Below are 16,537 nucleotides of genomic sequence, written 5' to 3'. Positions count from 1 at the left end.
AAACGCAGTCATGCGAGACGTTCCGCGACAGGATCTCTATACGCGCGCCTATTTCCGCGACGTCGGACGGGCCTGGGAACGTTTTCTCAGCGATTGTCCGATCGAAGCGCGCGATGTGCGCAACGTTGTCCTGCAGTCGTGGGCACGTTGTGTGCGCCAAGGCGTTGATCCGCGCCGCAGCGCGGCGCCGCTCATCGTCGACGGCGATGCATTGGTCCAGTTCTATGACCAGAACGGCGCGCTCTACACCGCGATCAGTGCGTGCATCGCACCAGCGATCGCGCAGCTGGCCGGCACGGGGATGGTCCTTGTCACCAGCGATGCGCGCGGCACCTTGCTGACGGCGCACGGCGATCCGTCGCTGGCCGATCAGATGACGGCGAACCGCATCGTGCCGGGCGCATGTTGGGGCGAGGATCTTGGCGGCACCAATGCCGTCGGCACCGCCCTGACCTTGGGACGACCGGTCCAGATCCATGCCCAGGAGCATTTCTGCGAGGCGGGCAAGCCGTGGAGCTGCAACGCCGGCCTGATCCGCGACCCGGTTGACCGGCGCATTCTGGGCGTCGTCGACGTGACGGGACCCAATCACATGATGGTCATGAATGCGGGACCGCTGGTGGCGACGCTGGTCAACCGCATCCAGGCCCATATCCAGGCGCAGGAGACCGCCGATCGATGCCAGCTGATCGAGGCCTTTTATCAGCAGGCGCGACCCGGGCGCGCCATCATCCTGTGCGATGCGCGTGGGCGCGTGGTCAAAGCAGCGCCTGACATCCGCCGCATCGTCGCCATGCTGGGCTTTGATCCATCGATCGCATCGCCGTCGGAAATCGCGGGCCTGCAGGCGCAGACCATCGCGTGGCCGCGCGGTCTGCCGGACTGGCTGCATCCTGACTGGTTGACGCCGGTGCAATCCGAAGGCCGCTGCATCGGCGCCGTGATCGCCGTGCCGCTGCCTCAACCCAGGCCGGCGTCGACACGGACATCGACTCTTGGGGGCGCATTCCGGGCGATGGCCGAGGCATCACCGTCTCTGGAGCCGCTGCTGCGGCAAGCTGAAGCCTTCGCCCGCCAGACTGTACCGGTCCTGCTGGAAGGCGAGACGGGCACCGGGAAGGACGTCCTGGCGCAGGCCATTCATGCGGCCAGTCCCCGCGCGGCCGGGCCGTTCATTGCCCTCAATTGCGCTGCGCTGCCCAAGGACATTCTGGCGAGCGAGTTGTTCGGCTACGCCGATGGCGCTTTCACCGGCGCGCGGCGCGGCGGCGCTAAGGGCAAGTTCGAGCACGCGCACGGCGGCACCCTGTTCCTCGACGAGATCGGCGATATGCCGCTGGACCTGCAGCCGTACCTGCTGCGGGTTCTCGAGGAGGATGTGGTGTGGCGGCTTGGCGAGAGCATGCCGCGGCGGGTCGACGTGCGCGTGATCGCGGCCAGCAACCGTCCGTTGGCGCAGGCCATCGCCGACGGCCGCGTGCGTGCCGATCTGTGCTATCGCCTCGATGTTGCGAGCCTGGTTCTGCCGCCGTTGCGTGAGCGGCTGGACGATATCCCGCATCTCGTCGCGGCGTTGCTGCGGCGGATCCATCGCGACGGCGACCGGCCGATCCGCGTTGACGATGAGGTGCTGGAGGCCTTCCGCAGCCACCGTTGGCCCGGCAACGTGCGTGAGCTGCGCAATGCGCTGGAGCGCATGACGTTGCTGGCCAACGATGGCGTCATGCAACTGCGCCACCTCCCGACAACGATCCTCGACGTCGCGGCCGCGCAGGGCGGGGCATCGCCGGCGCCCGTGACGCTCAAATCGGCCGAGCAGCAGCTGGTGCTGGCGGCGCTGGGCAGGGAAGGGGGAAACGTCAGCCAAGCGGCACGCACGCTGGGCATTTCGCGCGCGACCCTCTATCGCCGCTTGTCGGCGTACGGCAGACGGCGGCGCCTCGAATAGCTATTCGGCCGCGACGGCGGTTGTCGGCAACCTGTCATCGATCGTGCGCGGCACCGCCGATTGTGCCTGTGGCTTGCGGACCTTGAACCAGGCCGCATAGAGCGCCGGCAGGAACAGCAGGGTGAGCGCGGTGGCGACCAGCAGGCCGCCCATCAGCGCGATCGCCATCGGCCCCCAGAATACCGAGCGCGACAGCGGCACCATGGCGAAGATGGCGGCGGCGGCGGTCAGCAGGATGGGCCGCGCGCGGCGCACGGTGGCCTCGACGATGGCGTCCCAGGCGGCGCGGCCGGCCGCGATGTCCTGGTCGATCTGGTCGACCAGGATCACCGAGTTGCGCATGATCATGCCCGACAGCGCGATCACGCCCAGCAGCGAGACGAAGCCGAAGGCGGCATCGAAGGCGAGCAGGAACAGCGCCACGCCGATCATGCCCAACGGCGCCGTCAGGAGCACCAGCGTCACCCGCGAGAAGCTCTGCAGCTGCAGCATCAGGAAGGTCAGCATCAGCAGCAGCATCAGCGGCATCAGCACGAAGATCGAGCGCTGGCTCTTGGCACTTTCCTCCTGATCGCCGCCGACGTCGATGCGATAGCCGACCGGCAATGCGGCGCGTATCGGTGCCAGGGCTTGGTCGATCTGCGCCGTGACGTCAGGGCCCTGCACGCCGTCGATCACCATGGCGCGCACCGTCATCAGCGTCTCCTTGCTGCGGCGCCACAGGATCGGTTCCTCCAGTTGCGGCTGCAGGCGCGCGACCTGCGACAGCGGCACCGGTCCGTTGGCGCCACGCACCGTGACGCTGTCCAGGCCCTCGAGGCTCAGGCGCTCGGCGGCGACGGCGCGTGCCACGACGTCGATCGACTCGTCGCCTTCGCGGTACTGAGTGACCGTGATGCCTGACAGCAGCGTGTTCAGCGCCATCGACAGGTCCTGCGGATTGACGCCCAAGGCGCGGGCCTTGGCGTGGTCGACCTGCAGGCGCACCGATTTGCCGAGTTCGAACCAGTCGAAGTTGATGTCACGGGTGCTGGGATTGGCCTTGAAGACCGTCCGCACCTGGTCGGCGATGCGACGGATCTCCTGTGGATCGGGCCCCAGCACGCGGAACATCACCGGATAAGCGGTCGGCGGTCCGTTCTGCAGCCGCTGGACACGAGCGCGCACCGCCTCGAAATCGCTGGCGAACAATGCGTCCAGTTCCTTGACCAGCGCCTCGCGCGCCTCGATGCTCTTGGTGACCAGCACGACCTGGCCGAAGTTGCTGTTGCGCAGCTCGGGGATGGTCGGCAGGTAGAAGCGCGGCGAGCCGGCGCCGATGTACGACACGTAGGTCGAGACCTTGTCGTTGCGCGCCAGCCAGTCCTCGAAGCGGCGCACTTCGGCATCGGTGGCGGCATACGATGATTGCTGCGCCAGCTTCAGGTCGATGATCAGCTCTGGCCGGTTGGCCAGCGGGAAGAACTGCTTCTGCACGAACTGGAAGGCGAACAGCGCGCCGACAAACGCCGCGACCGTGGTGCCGATGGTGAACCAGCGATGGGTGAGGCACCAGGCGACGACGTGACGGAAGGCGCGATAGAGCCGCGTGTCGTAGGGGTTATGGTGTGTTTCCTTCCCGCGCAGCGGCGCCGACCCTGGATCCCGCGCTGCGCCCGGGATGACAGGATTACCGTGTGGGGCAGTCTTGCCGTTCGGTTGGTGGTGCTTGGGCGCCGGCAGCAGCCGGTAGCCGATCAGCGGCGTGAACAGCACCGCCACGAACCATGACACGACCAGCGCGATCGCGGTCACCCAGAAGATGGCGTTGGTGTACTCGCCGGCGCTCGACTTGGCGAACCCCACCGGCACGAAGCCGGCGGCTGTCACCAGGGTGCCGGTCAGCATGGGAAACGCCGTCGACGTGTAGGCGAACGTCGCGGCCTCGAAGCGGCTTTTGCCTTCTTCCAGCTTCACCAGCATCATCTCGACGGCGATGATGGCATCGTCGACCAGCAGGCCCAGCGCAATGATCAGGGCACCCAGCGAGATGCGATGGAAATTGATGCCCATCATTTCCATCGCGGTGAACGTGATGGCCAGCACCAGGGGCACCGACAGCGCAACGACGATGCCGGTGCGCAGACCCAGGCTGAGGAAGCTCACCGCCAGCACGATCGCCAGCGCCTCGGCCAGCGACGTTGCGAACTCCGAGAACGAGTTGTCGACCACCGCCGGCTGGTTGGCGACCTTGTGCACCGTGACGCCGATCGGCAGGTCGGCCTGGATGCGTGCCATCTCCGCATCGAGCGCCTTGCCCAAGGTGGTGATGTCGCCGCCGCTCGCCATCACGATGCCCAGCCCCAGGACCGGCTTGCCCATGTAGCGCATCGAGAAGGCACGTGGATCGACATAGCCGCGCTTGACCTCGGCGACGTCGGCCAGGGTGAGCGTGCGGCCGCCGGCGTCGATCGGGATGCGGGCCAGCGCCTCCGGTGTTGCCGGCGCGCCATCGACACGCACCGCCACGCGCGAAGAGGTGCCCTCGACCACGCCGGCGGGCACCACGTTGTTCTGCTTCTGCACGACGTCGAGCAACTGCTGCACGCTCAGGCCCAGCATGGCGAGCTTGGCGTGCGAGAATTCCAGGTAGATGCGCTCGTCCTGGGCACCGAAGATGTCGGCCTTCACGACGTCGCGCACCCGCAGGAGCCGCAGCCGGGCCGCCTTCACCATCTCCTTCAGCTCGGCGTCGCTGAAGCCGTCGGACTCGAAAGCCCAGATCAGCGAATAGGTGTCGCCGAACTCGTCGTTGAACGACGGTCCAAGGACGCCGGATGGCAATGTGTTGCGGATGTCGCCGATCTTCTTGCGCACCTGGTACCACAGGTCGGGTACCAGCTTGGGCGGCACGTCATCGCGCACCTGCACGAAGATCACCGTCTCGCCCGGCTTGGTGTAACTGGTGACGTTGTCGAAGTAGGGCAGTTCCTGCAGCTTGGTCTCGAGCTTGTCGGTGACCTGCAGCTGCATCTCCGGCGCCGTGGCGCCCGGCCACTGCGCCGACACGATCATCTGCTTGATGGTGAACGGCGGATCCTCGGCGCGTCCCAGGCTGAAGTAGGAGAAGACGCCGGCGATGCTGAGCGCCACCATGAAGAACACGGTGAGCGCACGGTGCTCCAGTGCCCAACGGCTGAGATTGAAGCGGTCGGTCATGGCGTTCCTCTAACGTCGCCTTCGGTGAAGGCGGTGCGTCAGCCGTCGGCGGCGCTCGTGGCAAGGCTGGTGTTGGCGGCGGGCCGGGGGGTGACGCGCTGGCCGGCCTCGAGCTTGTGCACGCCGGCGGTGACCACCAGGTCGCCGTCCGACAGGCCGGCCGAGATCACCGCGGTATCGTCGCGCCAGCGCAGGACGCGGACCGGGCGCAGGGCGACGGTGTTGCTGGCGCGGTCGACCACCCACACGGCGGGGTTGGGGCCTTGCTGGAAGATCGCCGTCATGGGCAGTTCGGCGACCTTGTCATCCGAACGGCGTTCCACGATCAGGCTGGCCGTCATGCCCAGGGCTGCAACCGGTGGCCGCTCGATCAGGCTGAAGCGGGCGGCGTAGGTGCGTGTGGCGGGATCGGCCGCCGGCGCCAGTTCCCGCAGGCGCGCCTTGAAGCTGTGCCCGGGTTGGGCCCAGAGGTCGAACGCGACGTCGCTGGCCGCGCCGACGAAGCCCAGGCGCTGCTCGGGAATGTTGACCTGGATTTCGAGTTCTTCCGTGCGCGCCAGTCGTGCCACCTGCTGGCCCGCCGACACCACCTGGCCGACTTCCATGGTGAGTCCGGTGATGACTCCCGGCGCATCGGCCATCAGGGCGGCGTAGCTGAGATTGTTCTCGGCCGTGGCCAGTTGCGCGCGCGCCTGATCGAGCCGTGCCCTGGCGGCATTCGCGGTCGACAGGCGCTGATCATAGGTTTGCGCTACGTAAGCCGCCGACCCGCGCAAGCCGGCATAGCGCTCCAGGTCGGCGCGTGCCCGGGCCTCCTCGGCCTCGGTGGCCGACAGCGCCGCCGCCGCGTTGTCGCGCGCCAGCTGCAGGTCATTGGGGTCCAGCCGCGCCAGTACCTGGCCGGCCACGACCCGGGAGCCGACATCGACCTCGCGGGCGATGATCTTGCCGTTCACGCGAAAGCCGAGATTGGTCTCGATGCGCGGCGCCACCACGCCGGCCAGGGTCATGCGCTGCGTGGCGGGTTGCAGCACGACTTCCTGCACCCGGGCCGGCCGCGGCGTCACCGCGGCGGTGGCCGCCGCCGCCGGCGCCTTGGCGGGAGCAGCCGATCGCCACATCACCGCGCCGGCGCCACCGCCGGCCAGGACGACGATCGCCGCACCCACTACCAGAAGGGTCCGTCGACGGCGCATCGGGGCTCTCCTCGGTTCGCGCGTGGCGCAGCGCGGCCGCCAAGCGTAAGCTTGCGGTTGACGGCCTTGGAAATTGAACTTAACAGCGTTAACTTAACGATGATTACATACAAGCGATGACGGGCGCGTCAAGAGGGACGATGGGATTTTCCAGGAAGGCGACTGCGACAAAGATGCCGGCCCGTAAACCGCGCGGCGAAGGCCATACGCGACGCGAGGAGATTATTGCAGCCGCCAAGGCGCTGTTTTTGGAGGAGGGGGTGCGCGCCACGACGATGCGGCGCCTGGCTGATCGGGTGGGGGTCTCGGCGCCGGCCTTGTATCTCTATTTCAAGGACAAGGATGCGATCCTGATCGAGTTGTGCGATCGCATCTTCAGCCGCCTGCTGGCACGCGTCGAGGAGATCGAACGCGAACCCCTGCCGGCCTGCCAGCGCCTGCGGCGCATGGGTGAGGCCTACATTCGCTTCGCGCTGGAGAATCCCGACGAATACCGGATCATGTTCCTGGAGACGGCGACGACGCCCGAACCGATCCGCTTCACCGGACATCGTACCGATCCCAGCGACCTCTCGCAGCCCGGCGCCAAGGGCGGCATGGTGTTCAGCAAGATCGTGCAGGTCTACGAGGCGATCGCCCGGGAAGGCATCAAGCTGCCGCATCCCGCCGTGACCTGCGCCGAGCTGAGTTTCCTCGCCTGTCATGGCCTGGTGGCGGCCCTGATCGCCGAGCCGGACTTCCCGTGGTCCGACCGCGAGACGCTGATCCGCGGCATGGTGGACGTCAGCGTGCAGGGGGTCCTGCCGGCGCTGGGCGCCAACCTGGCGCCGCAATGCGACGGGCCCGCGGGCCGCAAGCAGCGCCGGCGCTGACGCGCCGGCACGTGCGGGTCAGTAGGTTGCGCGACCGCCGGAGAGGTCGAACACGGCGCCGTTGTTGAAGCTGCACAGCGGCGAGGCGAGCCACGTGACCATGGCGGCGGCCTCCTCGACCGTGGCGAAACGGCCCATCGGGATCTTCGACAGCATGAAGGCGATGTGCTGCTCGGTCATCTGCTTGAAGATGTCGGTGCGGATGGCGGCCGGGCAGACGCAGTTCACCAGTACGCCCGATGTGGCCAGTTCCTTGCCCAGCGATTTGGTGAAGCCGATCACGCCGGCCTTGGAGGCCGAGTAGGCCGAGGCGTTGGGGTTGCCTTCCTTGCCGGCGATCGAGGCGATGTTGACGATGCGGCCCCACTTGCGCGCCACCATGCCCGGCGCCACGGCGCGATTGCACAGGAACAGGCCGACCAGGTTGACGTCGATCACCTGCTTCCACTCGTCGACAGTGTAGTCGACCACGGTCTTGTTGGGGCCGGTGATGCCGGCGCTCGCCACCAGGATGTCGACCGGGCCCAGGGCCTTCTCGGTGTCGGCCAGCGCGCGCCGGACGTCGGCGTCCTGCGTCACATCCATGCCGATACCGACGGCATGCGCCATGCCGGCGGCGGCCTCGGTCGCCACGACCGCGTCACGGTCCCAGAGCGCGACAGAAGCGCCCAGGTTGCCGAGGCTTTGCGCGCAGGCCAATCCGATCCCCCGGGCACCGCCGGTCACCACCGCCACCTTGCCCTTGAACGTATCGCCATACATGCGCATGTCTCCCGTCGGGCGCGTGTTCGGCGCCGCTGCTGCGACGATTTTACCGGCTCATCGAGGGGCTCCGGAAGGGCATCGGGACCGCTAAAACCGCATGGCTATTCGTTCCGTCCGTCCGCTAATATCCGCTTCCCACCACCATGAGCCTGTGAATGACCAGCCGGATTCCTGCTTCGATTGACGCCACGCTCGAGCTGCTGCGCGGCGGTGACTATGTTGCCGACCGCAGCCTCGCGACGGTCCTGTATCTGGCGCTCAAGCTGGGCCGGCCGCTGTTCACGGAGGGCGAGGCGGGTGTCGGCAAGACCGAGATCGCCAAGGTCCTGGCCCAGACCCTCGGGCGACGGCTGATCCGGCTGCAATGCTACGAGGGCCTGGATGCGTCCTCGGCAGTCTACGAGTGGAACTACGCGCGCCAGATGATCGAGATCAGGCTGGCCGAAGCCCAGGGTACCGTCGATCGCGACATGCTGGGCAGCGACGTCTTCAACGAGCGCTTCCTGATCCGCCGGCCGCTCTTGGATGCGCTGCAGCCGCAGCCCGAGGGCCCGCCGGTGCTGCTGATCGACGAACTGGATCGCACCGACGAGCCGTTCGAGGCCTACCTGCTGGAGGTGCTGTCGGACTTCCAGGTCACCATCCCTGAGCTCGGCACGATGAAGGCACCGCAGGCGCCGATCGTGGTGATCACGTCGAACCGCACGCGCGAGATCCACGACGCGCTCAAGCGCCGCTGCTTCTATCACTGGGTCGACTATCCCGATGCGGCGCGCGAGCAGCAGATCCTCGCCGTCAAGGCGCCCGGCGCGCCGGCCCGGCTGACCCGCCAGGTCGTGGGCTTCGTGCAGGAGCTGCGCCACCTGGACTTGTTCAAGGCGCCCGGTGTCGCCGAGTCGATCGACTGGGCTACGGCGCTCAGCGAACTCAACGTGCTCGACCTCGACCCGCGCGCCATCAACGACACCCTGGGCGTGCTGCTGAAGTACCAGGACGACATTCAACGCCTGCAGGGCAGCGAGGCCGCCCAGATCCTCGAGCGCGTGAAGAGCGAAATGCTCGTCGGCCACGCCGCGGGGTGATGGTGGGCATGATGAAGAGTTCACCACACAGAGGACACAGAGAGATGAGAGGTTTCGCGCGCCATAGGCGCGCAAGTGGTCTTCCTCTGTGCCCTCCGTGTCTCTGTGGTGAATCTTCTTCTTCCTCGGGCAGGCGGAACCGATGCCGATAACCGCCGCCCAGAAGCCGCCGGCCGAGGGCAAGCTGGTGGCCAACATCATGAATTTCGCGCGCACCTTGCGCGCCGCCGGGCTGCCGATCGGGCCGGGGCGGGTGATCGAGGCGGTGCGCGCGGTCGAGGCGGCCGGCCTGCAGCGGCGCGAGGACCTCTACTGGACCTTGTTCAGCGTGTTCGTGAACCGGCGCGACCAGCGCGAGATCTTTGACCAGGCCTTCCACATCTTCTGGCGCAATCCCAAGCTCCTGGAAAAGATGATGGGCATGCTGCTGCCGCAGATCGACACCGGCGAGGCGCCCGAGGACAAGAAGCAGATGAGCCGCCGCCTGCAGGAGGCGCTGCAGCCGGGCCAGGGCGAGGCGCCCGACGACGCCGACACGCCGCCCGAAGTCGAGATGGAAGCGACGCTGACGTTCTCCGACCGCGAGCTGTTGCAAAAGAAGGACTTCGAGCAGATGTCGGCGGCCGAGATCGCGCAGGCGATGAGGGCGATCCGCCGCCTGAGCCTGCCGATCCGCGAGGCGCGCACGCGCCGCACGGCACCGTCGCCGCATGGGCCGAAGATCGATATGCGGGCCACGTTCCGCCGTTCGCTGAAGCCGCACGGCGTCATCGACCTGGCGCGCCGCGTGCAGCGCCTGCGCCCGCCGCCGCTGGTGATCCTGTGCGACATCTCGGGCTCGATGAGCAAGTACAGCCGGATGTTCCTGCATTTCATGCACGCCATCACCAACGACCGCGATCGCGTGCAGTGCTTCACCTTCGGCACGCGGCTCACCAACATCTCCCGCGCGCTGCGCAACAAGGATGTCGACGTGGCGCTGGCCAAGGCCTCGGCCCAGGTCGAGGATTGGTCGGGCGGCACGCGCATCGGCACGACGCTCGAGGAGTTCAACCGCCTGTGGTCGCGCCGCGTGCTGGGGCAGGGCGCCGTGGTGCTGCTGATCACCGACGGGCTGGATCGCGACGGCGCGGTGGGGCTGGACGACCAGATGGAGCGGTTGCACAAGTCCTGCCGCCGGCTGATCTGGTTGAACCCGCTGCTGCGCTATGAAGGCTACGAGCCGCGCTCGCTGGGCAACCGCGCCATGATCGCCCATGTCGACGACTTCCGGCCGGTGCACAACCTCGACAGTCTGGCCGATCTTGTCGAAGCGCTGGGCGCGCCCGGTGCGCGGCGCATGGATGGCCTGGTCGCCTGGCAGGCGCGCGCCCGGGCGGCCTAAGACCCTTCCCGGAGTAGGGAAAGGGGTTGGATGCATACAATTGAACGCGTGATATCTTGGCATATATAACGTAACGACAGCGGACGGAGAGGAAGATGACGGCAGCAGCAGCGGAGGACATTCTCGGCACGGCGGCGTCATGGAAGGCGGCAGGCCGCGGCGTCGCGCTGGCGACGGTGACCCTGACCTGGGGCTCCTCGCCGCGACCGGTGGGCAGCCAGCTTGTGGTCGACCAGGACGGCAACATGATGGGCTCGGTGTCGGGCGGCTGCATCGAGGGCGCCGTGGTCAAGGAAGCCGTCGACGCCATCCGCGACGGCAAGCCGCGGCTGCTCGATTTCGGCGTCACCGACGAACAGGCCTGGGATGTCGGCCTGGCCTGCGGCGGCAAGGTGCAGGTGTTCGTCGAGCGGGTCGGGTGAGCCGCCATGAAGCTCGAGACACTGAAGGCCGTACAGGCCGCCCGTGATGGTCGCCACGCGATCGTGCTGGCCAAGCGCATCGCCGACGGTGCCGAAGCCCTGGTCAGCGCCGATAGCGCGACGGGCGATCTGGCGACGCATGCCGACGTCGTGGCGCTGGCGCGCGAAGCGCTGACCAGCGGCCGCAGCGACACGGTCGACACCAGCGTCGGCAAGGTGTTCCTGCAGGCCTTCATCCCGCCGCCGCGGCTGATCGTGGTCGGCGCCGTGCACATCGCGCAGGCGCTGGTGCCGATGGCGGCGATGACGGGCCTTGATGTGATCGTGATCGACCCGCGCCGCGCGTTCGCCGCCGATTATCGCTTCCCCAACGTCACCGTCCTGCAGGACTGGCCGGACGAGGCGATGGAGAAGCTGAAGCCCGACGCTACCACGGCCGTCGTCACGCTCACCCACGACCCCAAGCTCGACGACCCGGCGCTCGATGTGGCGTTGCGGTCCGATGCCTTCTATGTCGGCTCGCTGGGCAGCCGGCGCACGCACGACAAGCGCAAGGCGCGGTTGCTGGAAGCCGGCATCACCGAAGCGCAGTTCGCGCGCATCCACGGTCCGGTCGGGCTCAATATCGGCGCCAAGTCGCCGGCCGAGATCGCGATCTCGATCCTGGCCGAAATCATCCAGGCCCGCGCCGCGCTTAACGAACCGGCCGAGCGCAAGGTCAAGGCGGCGTGATGGCCAGCGGCACCTGGTTTGTTGCCCATGCTTCGAGACGGCCGCTGCGCGGCCTCCTCAGCATGAGGTTTCGTCCTCACCCTGAGGAGCGCGCGCAGCGCGCGTCTCGAAGGGTGGGTAACACGCGAGGTTCGCGGTGAAATTCGGTGACGTTGCCATCGATGCCGCCGAGGGCGCTATCCTGGCGCATGCCCATCGCGATGGCGGGGTGAGCTTCGCCAAGGGTCGGCGCCTGTCGGCCGACGACGTGGCCAAGCTGAAGGCCGCCGGCGTCGCGCATGTCGTCGCCGCGACGCTCGACGCCGACGACGTACACGAGGATGAGGCGGCACGGGCGATCGCGTTGGCCGCCGCCGGTGTCGGGTTGACGCCGACGGCACCCTTCACCGGCCGGGCCAACCTGTTCGCCGCCGCCGCCGGCGTGGTGAGCGTGGATGTCGCGCGCATCGATGCACTGAACGCGCTCGACGAGGCGATCACCATCGCGACCTTGCCGGCGTTCGCCGCCGTCACGCCCAAGCAGATGGTGGCGACGATCAAGATCATCCCGTTCGCGGCGCCCCGGGCGGCGCTGCAGCGGGCGCTTGATCTGATCGGCGGCACGCCATTGGTATCGGTCGCCGTTTTCCAGCCGCTGAAGGCCGGGCTGGTGCAGACCAGCCTGCCCGGGACGCGCAGCAAGGTGCTCGACAAGGCGGTCGAGACGACGCGCGCGCGCATGGTCGGCATCGGCGGCACTCTGCTGGGTGAGCGCCGCGTGGCGCATGACGAGGCGGCGATCGCGCGTGCCCTGGACGAACTCAAGGCCGAGGGCTGCGATCTCTTCCTGGTGGCGGGTGCCTCGGCCATTGTCGATCGTCGCGATACGGTGCCCGCCGGCATCGAAGCGGCGGGTGGCCGCATCACCCATTTCGGCATGCCGGTCGATCCCGGCAACCTGCTGCTGATGGGCGAACTCGACGGCAAGCCGGCGATCGGCCTGCCGGGTTGCGCCAAGTCGCCCAAGTTCAACGGCTTCGACAATGTGCTGCAGCGCCTGGCGGCGCGGCTGCCGGTAGGACGAGGCGAGGTGATGGGCATGGGCGTCGGCGGCCTGCTGGCCGAGACGCCCAGCCGCGGCGTGCCGCGTGCCGGCGCGGGGGCCGCCGAGGACAGTGCCGCCGAGATGCCGCCCAGTGCACCGCGCATTGCTGCCCTGGTGCTGGCCGCCGGCCGGTCGAGCCGCATGGGTGGACCCAACAAGCTCTTGGCCGAGATCGACGGCATGCCGATGGTGGCGCGTGTCGTGCAGTCGGCGCTGGCCTCGCAGGCCGTATCGGTGACGGTGGTGCTGGGCCATATGGCGAGCGAGGTCCGCGCGGCCGTGGCGTCGCTGGGCGCGGCGGCTGCCCAGGTGCGCTTTGTCGAGAACCCGGACTTCGCCGATGGGCTGAGCGCCTCGCTGCGCGTCGGCATCGGTGCGCTGCCGGCCGACGTCGATGGCGCGCTGGTGTGCCTGGGTGACATGCCGGCGGTGGCGCCGGCGCAGCTCGACAAGCTGATCGCGGCGTTCAACCCGGTCGAAGGCCGCTCGATCTGTGTGCCCACGGTGCGCGGCAAGCGCGGCAATCCGGTGCTGTGGGACCGCCGCTTCTTCGCCGAGATGACGACGGTGTCGGGCGACACCGGCGCGCGTCATCTCATCGGCGAGCACACCGATCTGGTGTGCGAGGTGGACATGGGCAGCGAGAGCGTCCTGATCGATCTCGACACGCCCGAAGCGCTCGCCGCCTTCCGCGCCCGCGCCACCGAGGCGGCATGAGCGGTTCATGTTTCGGACCGCGCGCGTCCACGCGCGCATCTCCGGCAAAAGCGTTGCTTTCGCCTGTTGCGCGTCAGCGCCGACCTATGAAATCGCCCTTCGCTGTCGCTTCGGGCGAGTGCGCGCGTGGACGCGCGCGGTCCGAAATTCCTGCGGAGGCGTCATGAGTTTTGATGTCGCGAGCTTGCGCCGGCAGTTCCCGATCCTGGCGCGGCCGGTCAACGGCAAGGCACTGCACTACCTCGACAACGGCGCCTCGGCGCAGACGCCGCTGGCCGTGCTCGACGCCGTGCGCACCTACGAGACCACGGCGCGCGCCAACGTGCTGCGCGGCGTGCACGCGCTGGCCGAAGCGGCAACCGAGTCCTACGAGACCGCGCGTGCCGATGTCGCGCGCTTCCTGGGCGTTGCCGCCGACGAGGTGATCTTCACCGGCGGCTGCACCGCGGCGATCAACCTGGTGGCGCAGAGCTATGGCAGCCTGCTGAAGCCGGGCGACGAGATCGTGCTGTCGGTGCTGGAGCACCATTCCAACATCGTGCCGTGGTACCAGCTGGCGCAGCGTGCCGGCCTGAAGCTGCGGCCGCTGCCGGTTACCGACGACGGCCGCATCGACGTGTCGGCGCTGTCGTCCATCGTCAACGCGCGCACGCGGCTGATCTCGGTGGCGCATGTTTCCAACGTCACCGGTGCCGTGGCCGATGTCGCCGCGATCGTCTCGGCCGCCCGTGCGGTCGGGGCCAAGGTGATGCTGGATGGCGCCCAGCGGGCACCGCACGGGCCGATCGATCTGCCGGCGCTGGGCGTCGATTTCTACGCTTTCGCCGGCCACAAGGCCTACGCCCCGAACGGGATCGGCGCGTTGTGGGGCCGCCCGGAGCTGCTGGCGGCGATGCCGCCGTTCATGGGCGGCGGCTCGATGATCGGCAGCGTCAGCTTCGAGGCGATCACCTGGGCACCGCCGCCGCGGCGCTTCGAGGCCGGCACGCCGCCGATCGGCCCCGCCATCGGCCTCGGCGCTGCCTGTCGCTGGATGATGGAGCTCGACTGGACCGCCGTAGGCAGTCACGAGATGGGCCTGACGCAGCGCTTGATGGACGGCCTTGCCGCCGTGAAGAGCGCCCGGCTGGTTGGCCCTGCCGGGCTGCAGGGGCGCTTGCCGGTGGTGTCGTTCGTGCTCGACAACGTCCATCCGCACGATACGGCGCAGATCCTCGACTCCTACGGTGTCGCCGTGCGTGCCGGCCATCATTGCGCGCAGCCGCTGATGGACCGTTTCGACATCGCCGGCACGACGCGGGCCTGTATCGCGCCCTACAACGACAACACCGATGTCGACGCGCTGCTTGACGGCGTGCGCGAGGCGGTGCGGAGATTCGCATGAGCGACGCGCTCTATCACGACCGCATCGTGGCACTGGCCAAGAGCCGGGCCGGCGCCGGCAAGCTCGAGGCGCCGACGGCATCGGCCCGGCGCGACAACCCGCTGTGCGGCGATCGCGTCACCATCGATGTGCGCCTGGATGATCAAGGCCGCATCGCCGAGATCGCGCACCAGGTGCGCGGCTGCGCGCTCTGCCAGGCATCCGCCGTGGCGCTGACGTCGCGCGCGCAAGGCCGTGCCAAGAACGACATGACGGCACTGCGCGCCGAGATCGACGCCGTCCTGGGCGGCACCGCCGGCGGCGAAGGCGACTTCGCTGCCTTCGCTCCGGTGCGGCCTTACCGCAGCCGCCACGACTGCGTCATCCTGCCGTTCGAGGCGCTCAAGGATGCGCTGAGTAGCGCCTCGTCGTCCTGAGCGAAAGCGAAGGACCTTGCGGTGGATGGTGCAAAAGCATCGCGATGCTGGCGCTCATCAGCGCTGACAGTGTGGATACCGGCACCGCAAGGTCCTTCGCTGCGCTCAGGACGACGGTGATCGCCCTGCCACAACTCAACCACTTCTAAGATCACAAGCGTTCGGTATCGATCCAGTCGGCCAGAAGGGCGGCGAGTTCGCGTGGCCGTTCCAGCGGCGCCATGTGGCCGCAATCCTCGATCACCGCGAAGCGGGCATGCGGCAGGTGCTGCGCCATGCGTTCGGTCTCCTCGAAGCGCCGCATGCGGTCCTGTCGGCACGCCACCACCAGCGCCGGACATGTGATGCGCTCGAGATCGGCATAGCCGTCGTGCCGCACCAGCGCCAGTTGGCGGGCCAGCACCTCGTTGCCCAGTCGCCTCGACATGGCGCGCAGGCGCTCCAGCAACACCGGGTCGCGTTCGCGATCGGGATGCAACGCACGCGACAGTGACGGTGCGTTGTCAGAGCGTGACCGCCGCACGGTGAACTTCGCCTGCTTATCCGTGTTTTCGTTCGCCGAGTAACCGCGCGCCGACGAGGCGACGAAGGCGACACCGGACACGCGTTCGGGCGCCATCAACGCCAGCGCCCGGGCGACGAAGCCGCCCATCGAGAAACCCACCAGCACGAAGCGTTCGGGTGCGTCGCGCAGCACCCGCCGCGCCATGCCGTCCAGGCTGTCGTCGTCATAGACGTTGCCGTGGTGCAGGCGTCCCAGGGTTTGCAGGTCGTCGGCCATATCGGCCCACAGGTCGGCGTCGCACATGAAGCCAGGCAATAGAACAAGGTCGCGCATTCGGTCCGTATAGCAGGCGCGCATCGGTTGTGGCGCCCGGCGGTACGCAGGGCATGAATGCGCCGGACGTGCTTGCGCGGGCGACCTGAGCCAGGAACTGCCGGCCATTGCCAAATGGCAATATCGTCGCCGGGCCGTTGCTGCAAAATCCTGCGTCTTTCCTGCTTTCCGTCCTGCAATCTGCACGTGCGCTTGCCGGGCGCCGTGAAATGGTCATGATCGGGCGTGAGTATCCGCTCGGTTTATGGGTCCGGGAGACTGTTCATGTCACAACCAAAGAAATCCTCCCGCCGCCGGCTGGCCGCCGTGGCGGGTCTGACCGCCGCGCTGCTGGCGTCGACGTCGGCGCTGGCGCAGGAACTGGCGCTGAAGCGGGTGATGCTGTCGTCGGGTGGCGTGGGTTATTTCGAGTACGAAGCGTCGGTCGAGAATGACGCCACCTTGAAGCTGACCGTCAACCTGGACCAGGTGGACGACGTGCTGAAGAGCCTGGTGGTGT

Annotated in this window: 13 protein-coding genes and 1 pseudogene; 10 read left to right on the top strand and 4 right to left on the bottom strand. The window is 68.0% G+C overall.

Going from position 1 to position 16,537, the window contains the following annotated elements; translation table 11 throughout:
- Window positions 1–10: 10 nt before the first annotated feature.
- Entirely contained in the window at window positions 11–1,948 is a 1,938-nt protein-coding gene (locus FQU96_RS31640; RefSeq protein ID WP_146545386.1) for a sigma-54-dependent Fis family transcriptional regulator, read from the top strand.
- On the opposite strand, the gene FQU96_RS31635 is transcribed toward FQU96_RS31640, so the two are convergent.
- Window positions 1,949–5,146 (bottom strand): efflux RND transporter permease subunit, encoded by a 3,198-nt coding sequence (locus FQU96_RS31635; protein WP_146545385.1) that lies wholly within the window; start codon window positions 5,144–5,146, stop codon window positions 1,949–1,951. It abuts the gene before it with no gap.
- Window positions 5,147–5,184: 38 nt separating this feature from the next.
- On the bottom strand, window positions 5,185–6,342 hold the full coding sequence (locus FQU96_RS31630; protein WP_146545384.1) for an efflux RND transporter periplasmic adaptor subunit: 1,158 nt from the start codon (window positions 6,340–6,342) through the stop codon (window positions 5,185–5,187).
- Between the two features lie 173 nt (window positions 6,343–6,515).
- Here FQU96_RS31630 and FQU96_RS31625 point away from each other — a divergent pair, with 173 nt between their 5' ends.
- Window positions 6,516–7,214 (top strand): TetR/AcrR family transcriptional regulator, encoded by a 699-nt coding sequence (locus FQU96_RS31625; RefSeq protein ID WP_178130818.1) that lies wholly within the window; start codon window positions 6,516–6,518, stop codon window positions 7,212–7,214.
- 18 nt (window positions 7,215–7,232) lie between these two features.
- Here the strand turns inward: FQU96_RS31625 and FQU96_RS31620 are convergent, their stop codons facing one another.
- Window positions 7,233–7,976, bottom strand: coding sequence for an SDR family NAD(P)-dependent oxidoreductase (locus tag FQU96_RS31620; RefSeq protein ID WP_370461542.1), 744 nt, complete (start codon window positions 7,974–7,976; stop codon window positions 7,233–7,235).
- 158 nt (window positions 7,977–8,134) lie between these two features.
- Between FQU96_RS31620 and FQU96_RS31615 the strand changes: the two genes are divergently transcribed.
- The 7 genes from FQU96_RS31615 (at window position 8,135) to FQU96_RS31585 (ending at window position 15,200) form a co-directional block, all read left to right on the top strand.
- Complete coding sequence (locus FQU96_RS31615) at window positions 8,135–9,061, top strand: MoxR family ATPase (protein WP_146545381.1); 927 nt, start codon at window positions 8,135–8,137, stop codon at window positions 9,059–9,061.
- Between the two features lie 142 nt (window positions 9,062–9,203).
- Window positions 9,204–10,445 carry a VWA domain-containing protein gene (locus FQU96_RS31610; protein ID WP_146545380.1) on the top strand — a complete coding sequence of 414 codons (1,242 nt, stop codon included), beginning with the start codon at window positions 9,204–9,206 and terminating at the stop codon, window positions 10,443–10,445.
- A 95-nt stretch (window positions 10,446–10,540) separates the two neighbouring features.
- A complete protein-coding gene (locus FQU96_RS31605; protein WP_146545379.1) occupies window positions 10,541–10,867 on the top strand; it encodes an XdhC family protein in 327 nt (108 codons plus the stop codon).
- A gap of 6 nt (window positions 10,868–10,873) precedes the next feature.
- Window positions 10,874–11,599 carry an XdhC family protein gene (locus tag FQU96_RS31600; protein ID WP_146545378.1) on the top strand — a complete coding sequence of 242 codons (726 nt, stop codon included), beginning with the start codon at window positions 10,874–10,876 and terminating at the stop codon, window positions 11,597–11,599.
- Window positions 11,600–11,735: 136 nt separating this feature from the next.
- Window positions 11,736–13,400 carry an NTP transferase domain-containing protein gene (locus tag FQU96_RS31595; RefSeq protein WP_146545377.1) on the top strand — a complete coding sequence of 555 codons (1,665 nt, stop codon included), beginning with the start codon at window positions 11,736–11,738 and terminating at the stop codon, window positions 13,398–13,400.
- Window positions 13,401–13,563: 163 nt separating this feature from the next.
- Window positions 13,564–14,784 (top strand): aminotransferase class V-fold PLP-dependent enzyme, encoded by a 1,221-nt coding sequence (locus tag FQU96_RS31590; protein WP_146545376.1) that lies wholly within the window; start codon window positions 13,564–13,566, stop codon window positions 14,782–14,784.
- Entirely contained in the window at window positions 14,781–15,200 is a 420-nt protein-coding gene (locus tag FQU96_RS31585; RefSeq protein ID WP_146545375.1) for an iron-sulfur cluster assembly scaffold protein, read from the top strand. Before FQU96_RS31590 ends, FQU96_RS31585 begins: the two co-directional genes overlap by 4 nt.
- Window positions 15,201–15,351: 151 nt before the next feature.
- Here the strand turns inward: FQU96_RS31585 and FQU96_RS31580 are convergent, their stop codons facing one another.
- Entirely contained in the window at window positions 15,352–16,038 is a 687-nt protein-coding gene (locus FQU96_RS31580) for an alpha/beta fold hydrolase (RefSeq protein WP_146545374.1), read from the bottom strand.
- A 264-nt stretch (window positions 16,039–16,302) separates the two neighbouring features.
- On the opposite strand from FQU96_RS31580, the pseudogene FQU96_RS31575 reads away from it, so the two are divergent.
- Window positions 16,303–16,537 (top strand): annotated as a pseudogene (locus tag FQU96_RS31575) (hypothetical protein); the annotation flags it as partial.

The organism is Reyranella sp. CPCC 100927, from assembly GCF_007859315.1.
Taxonomy (GTDB): domain Bacteria; phylum Pseudomonadota; class Alphaproteobacteria; order Reyranellales; family Reyranellaceae; genus Vineibacter.
This window is presented reverse-complemented; position numbering and strand designations above follow the sequence as displayed.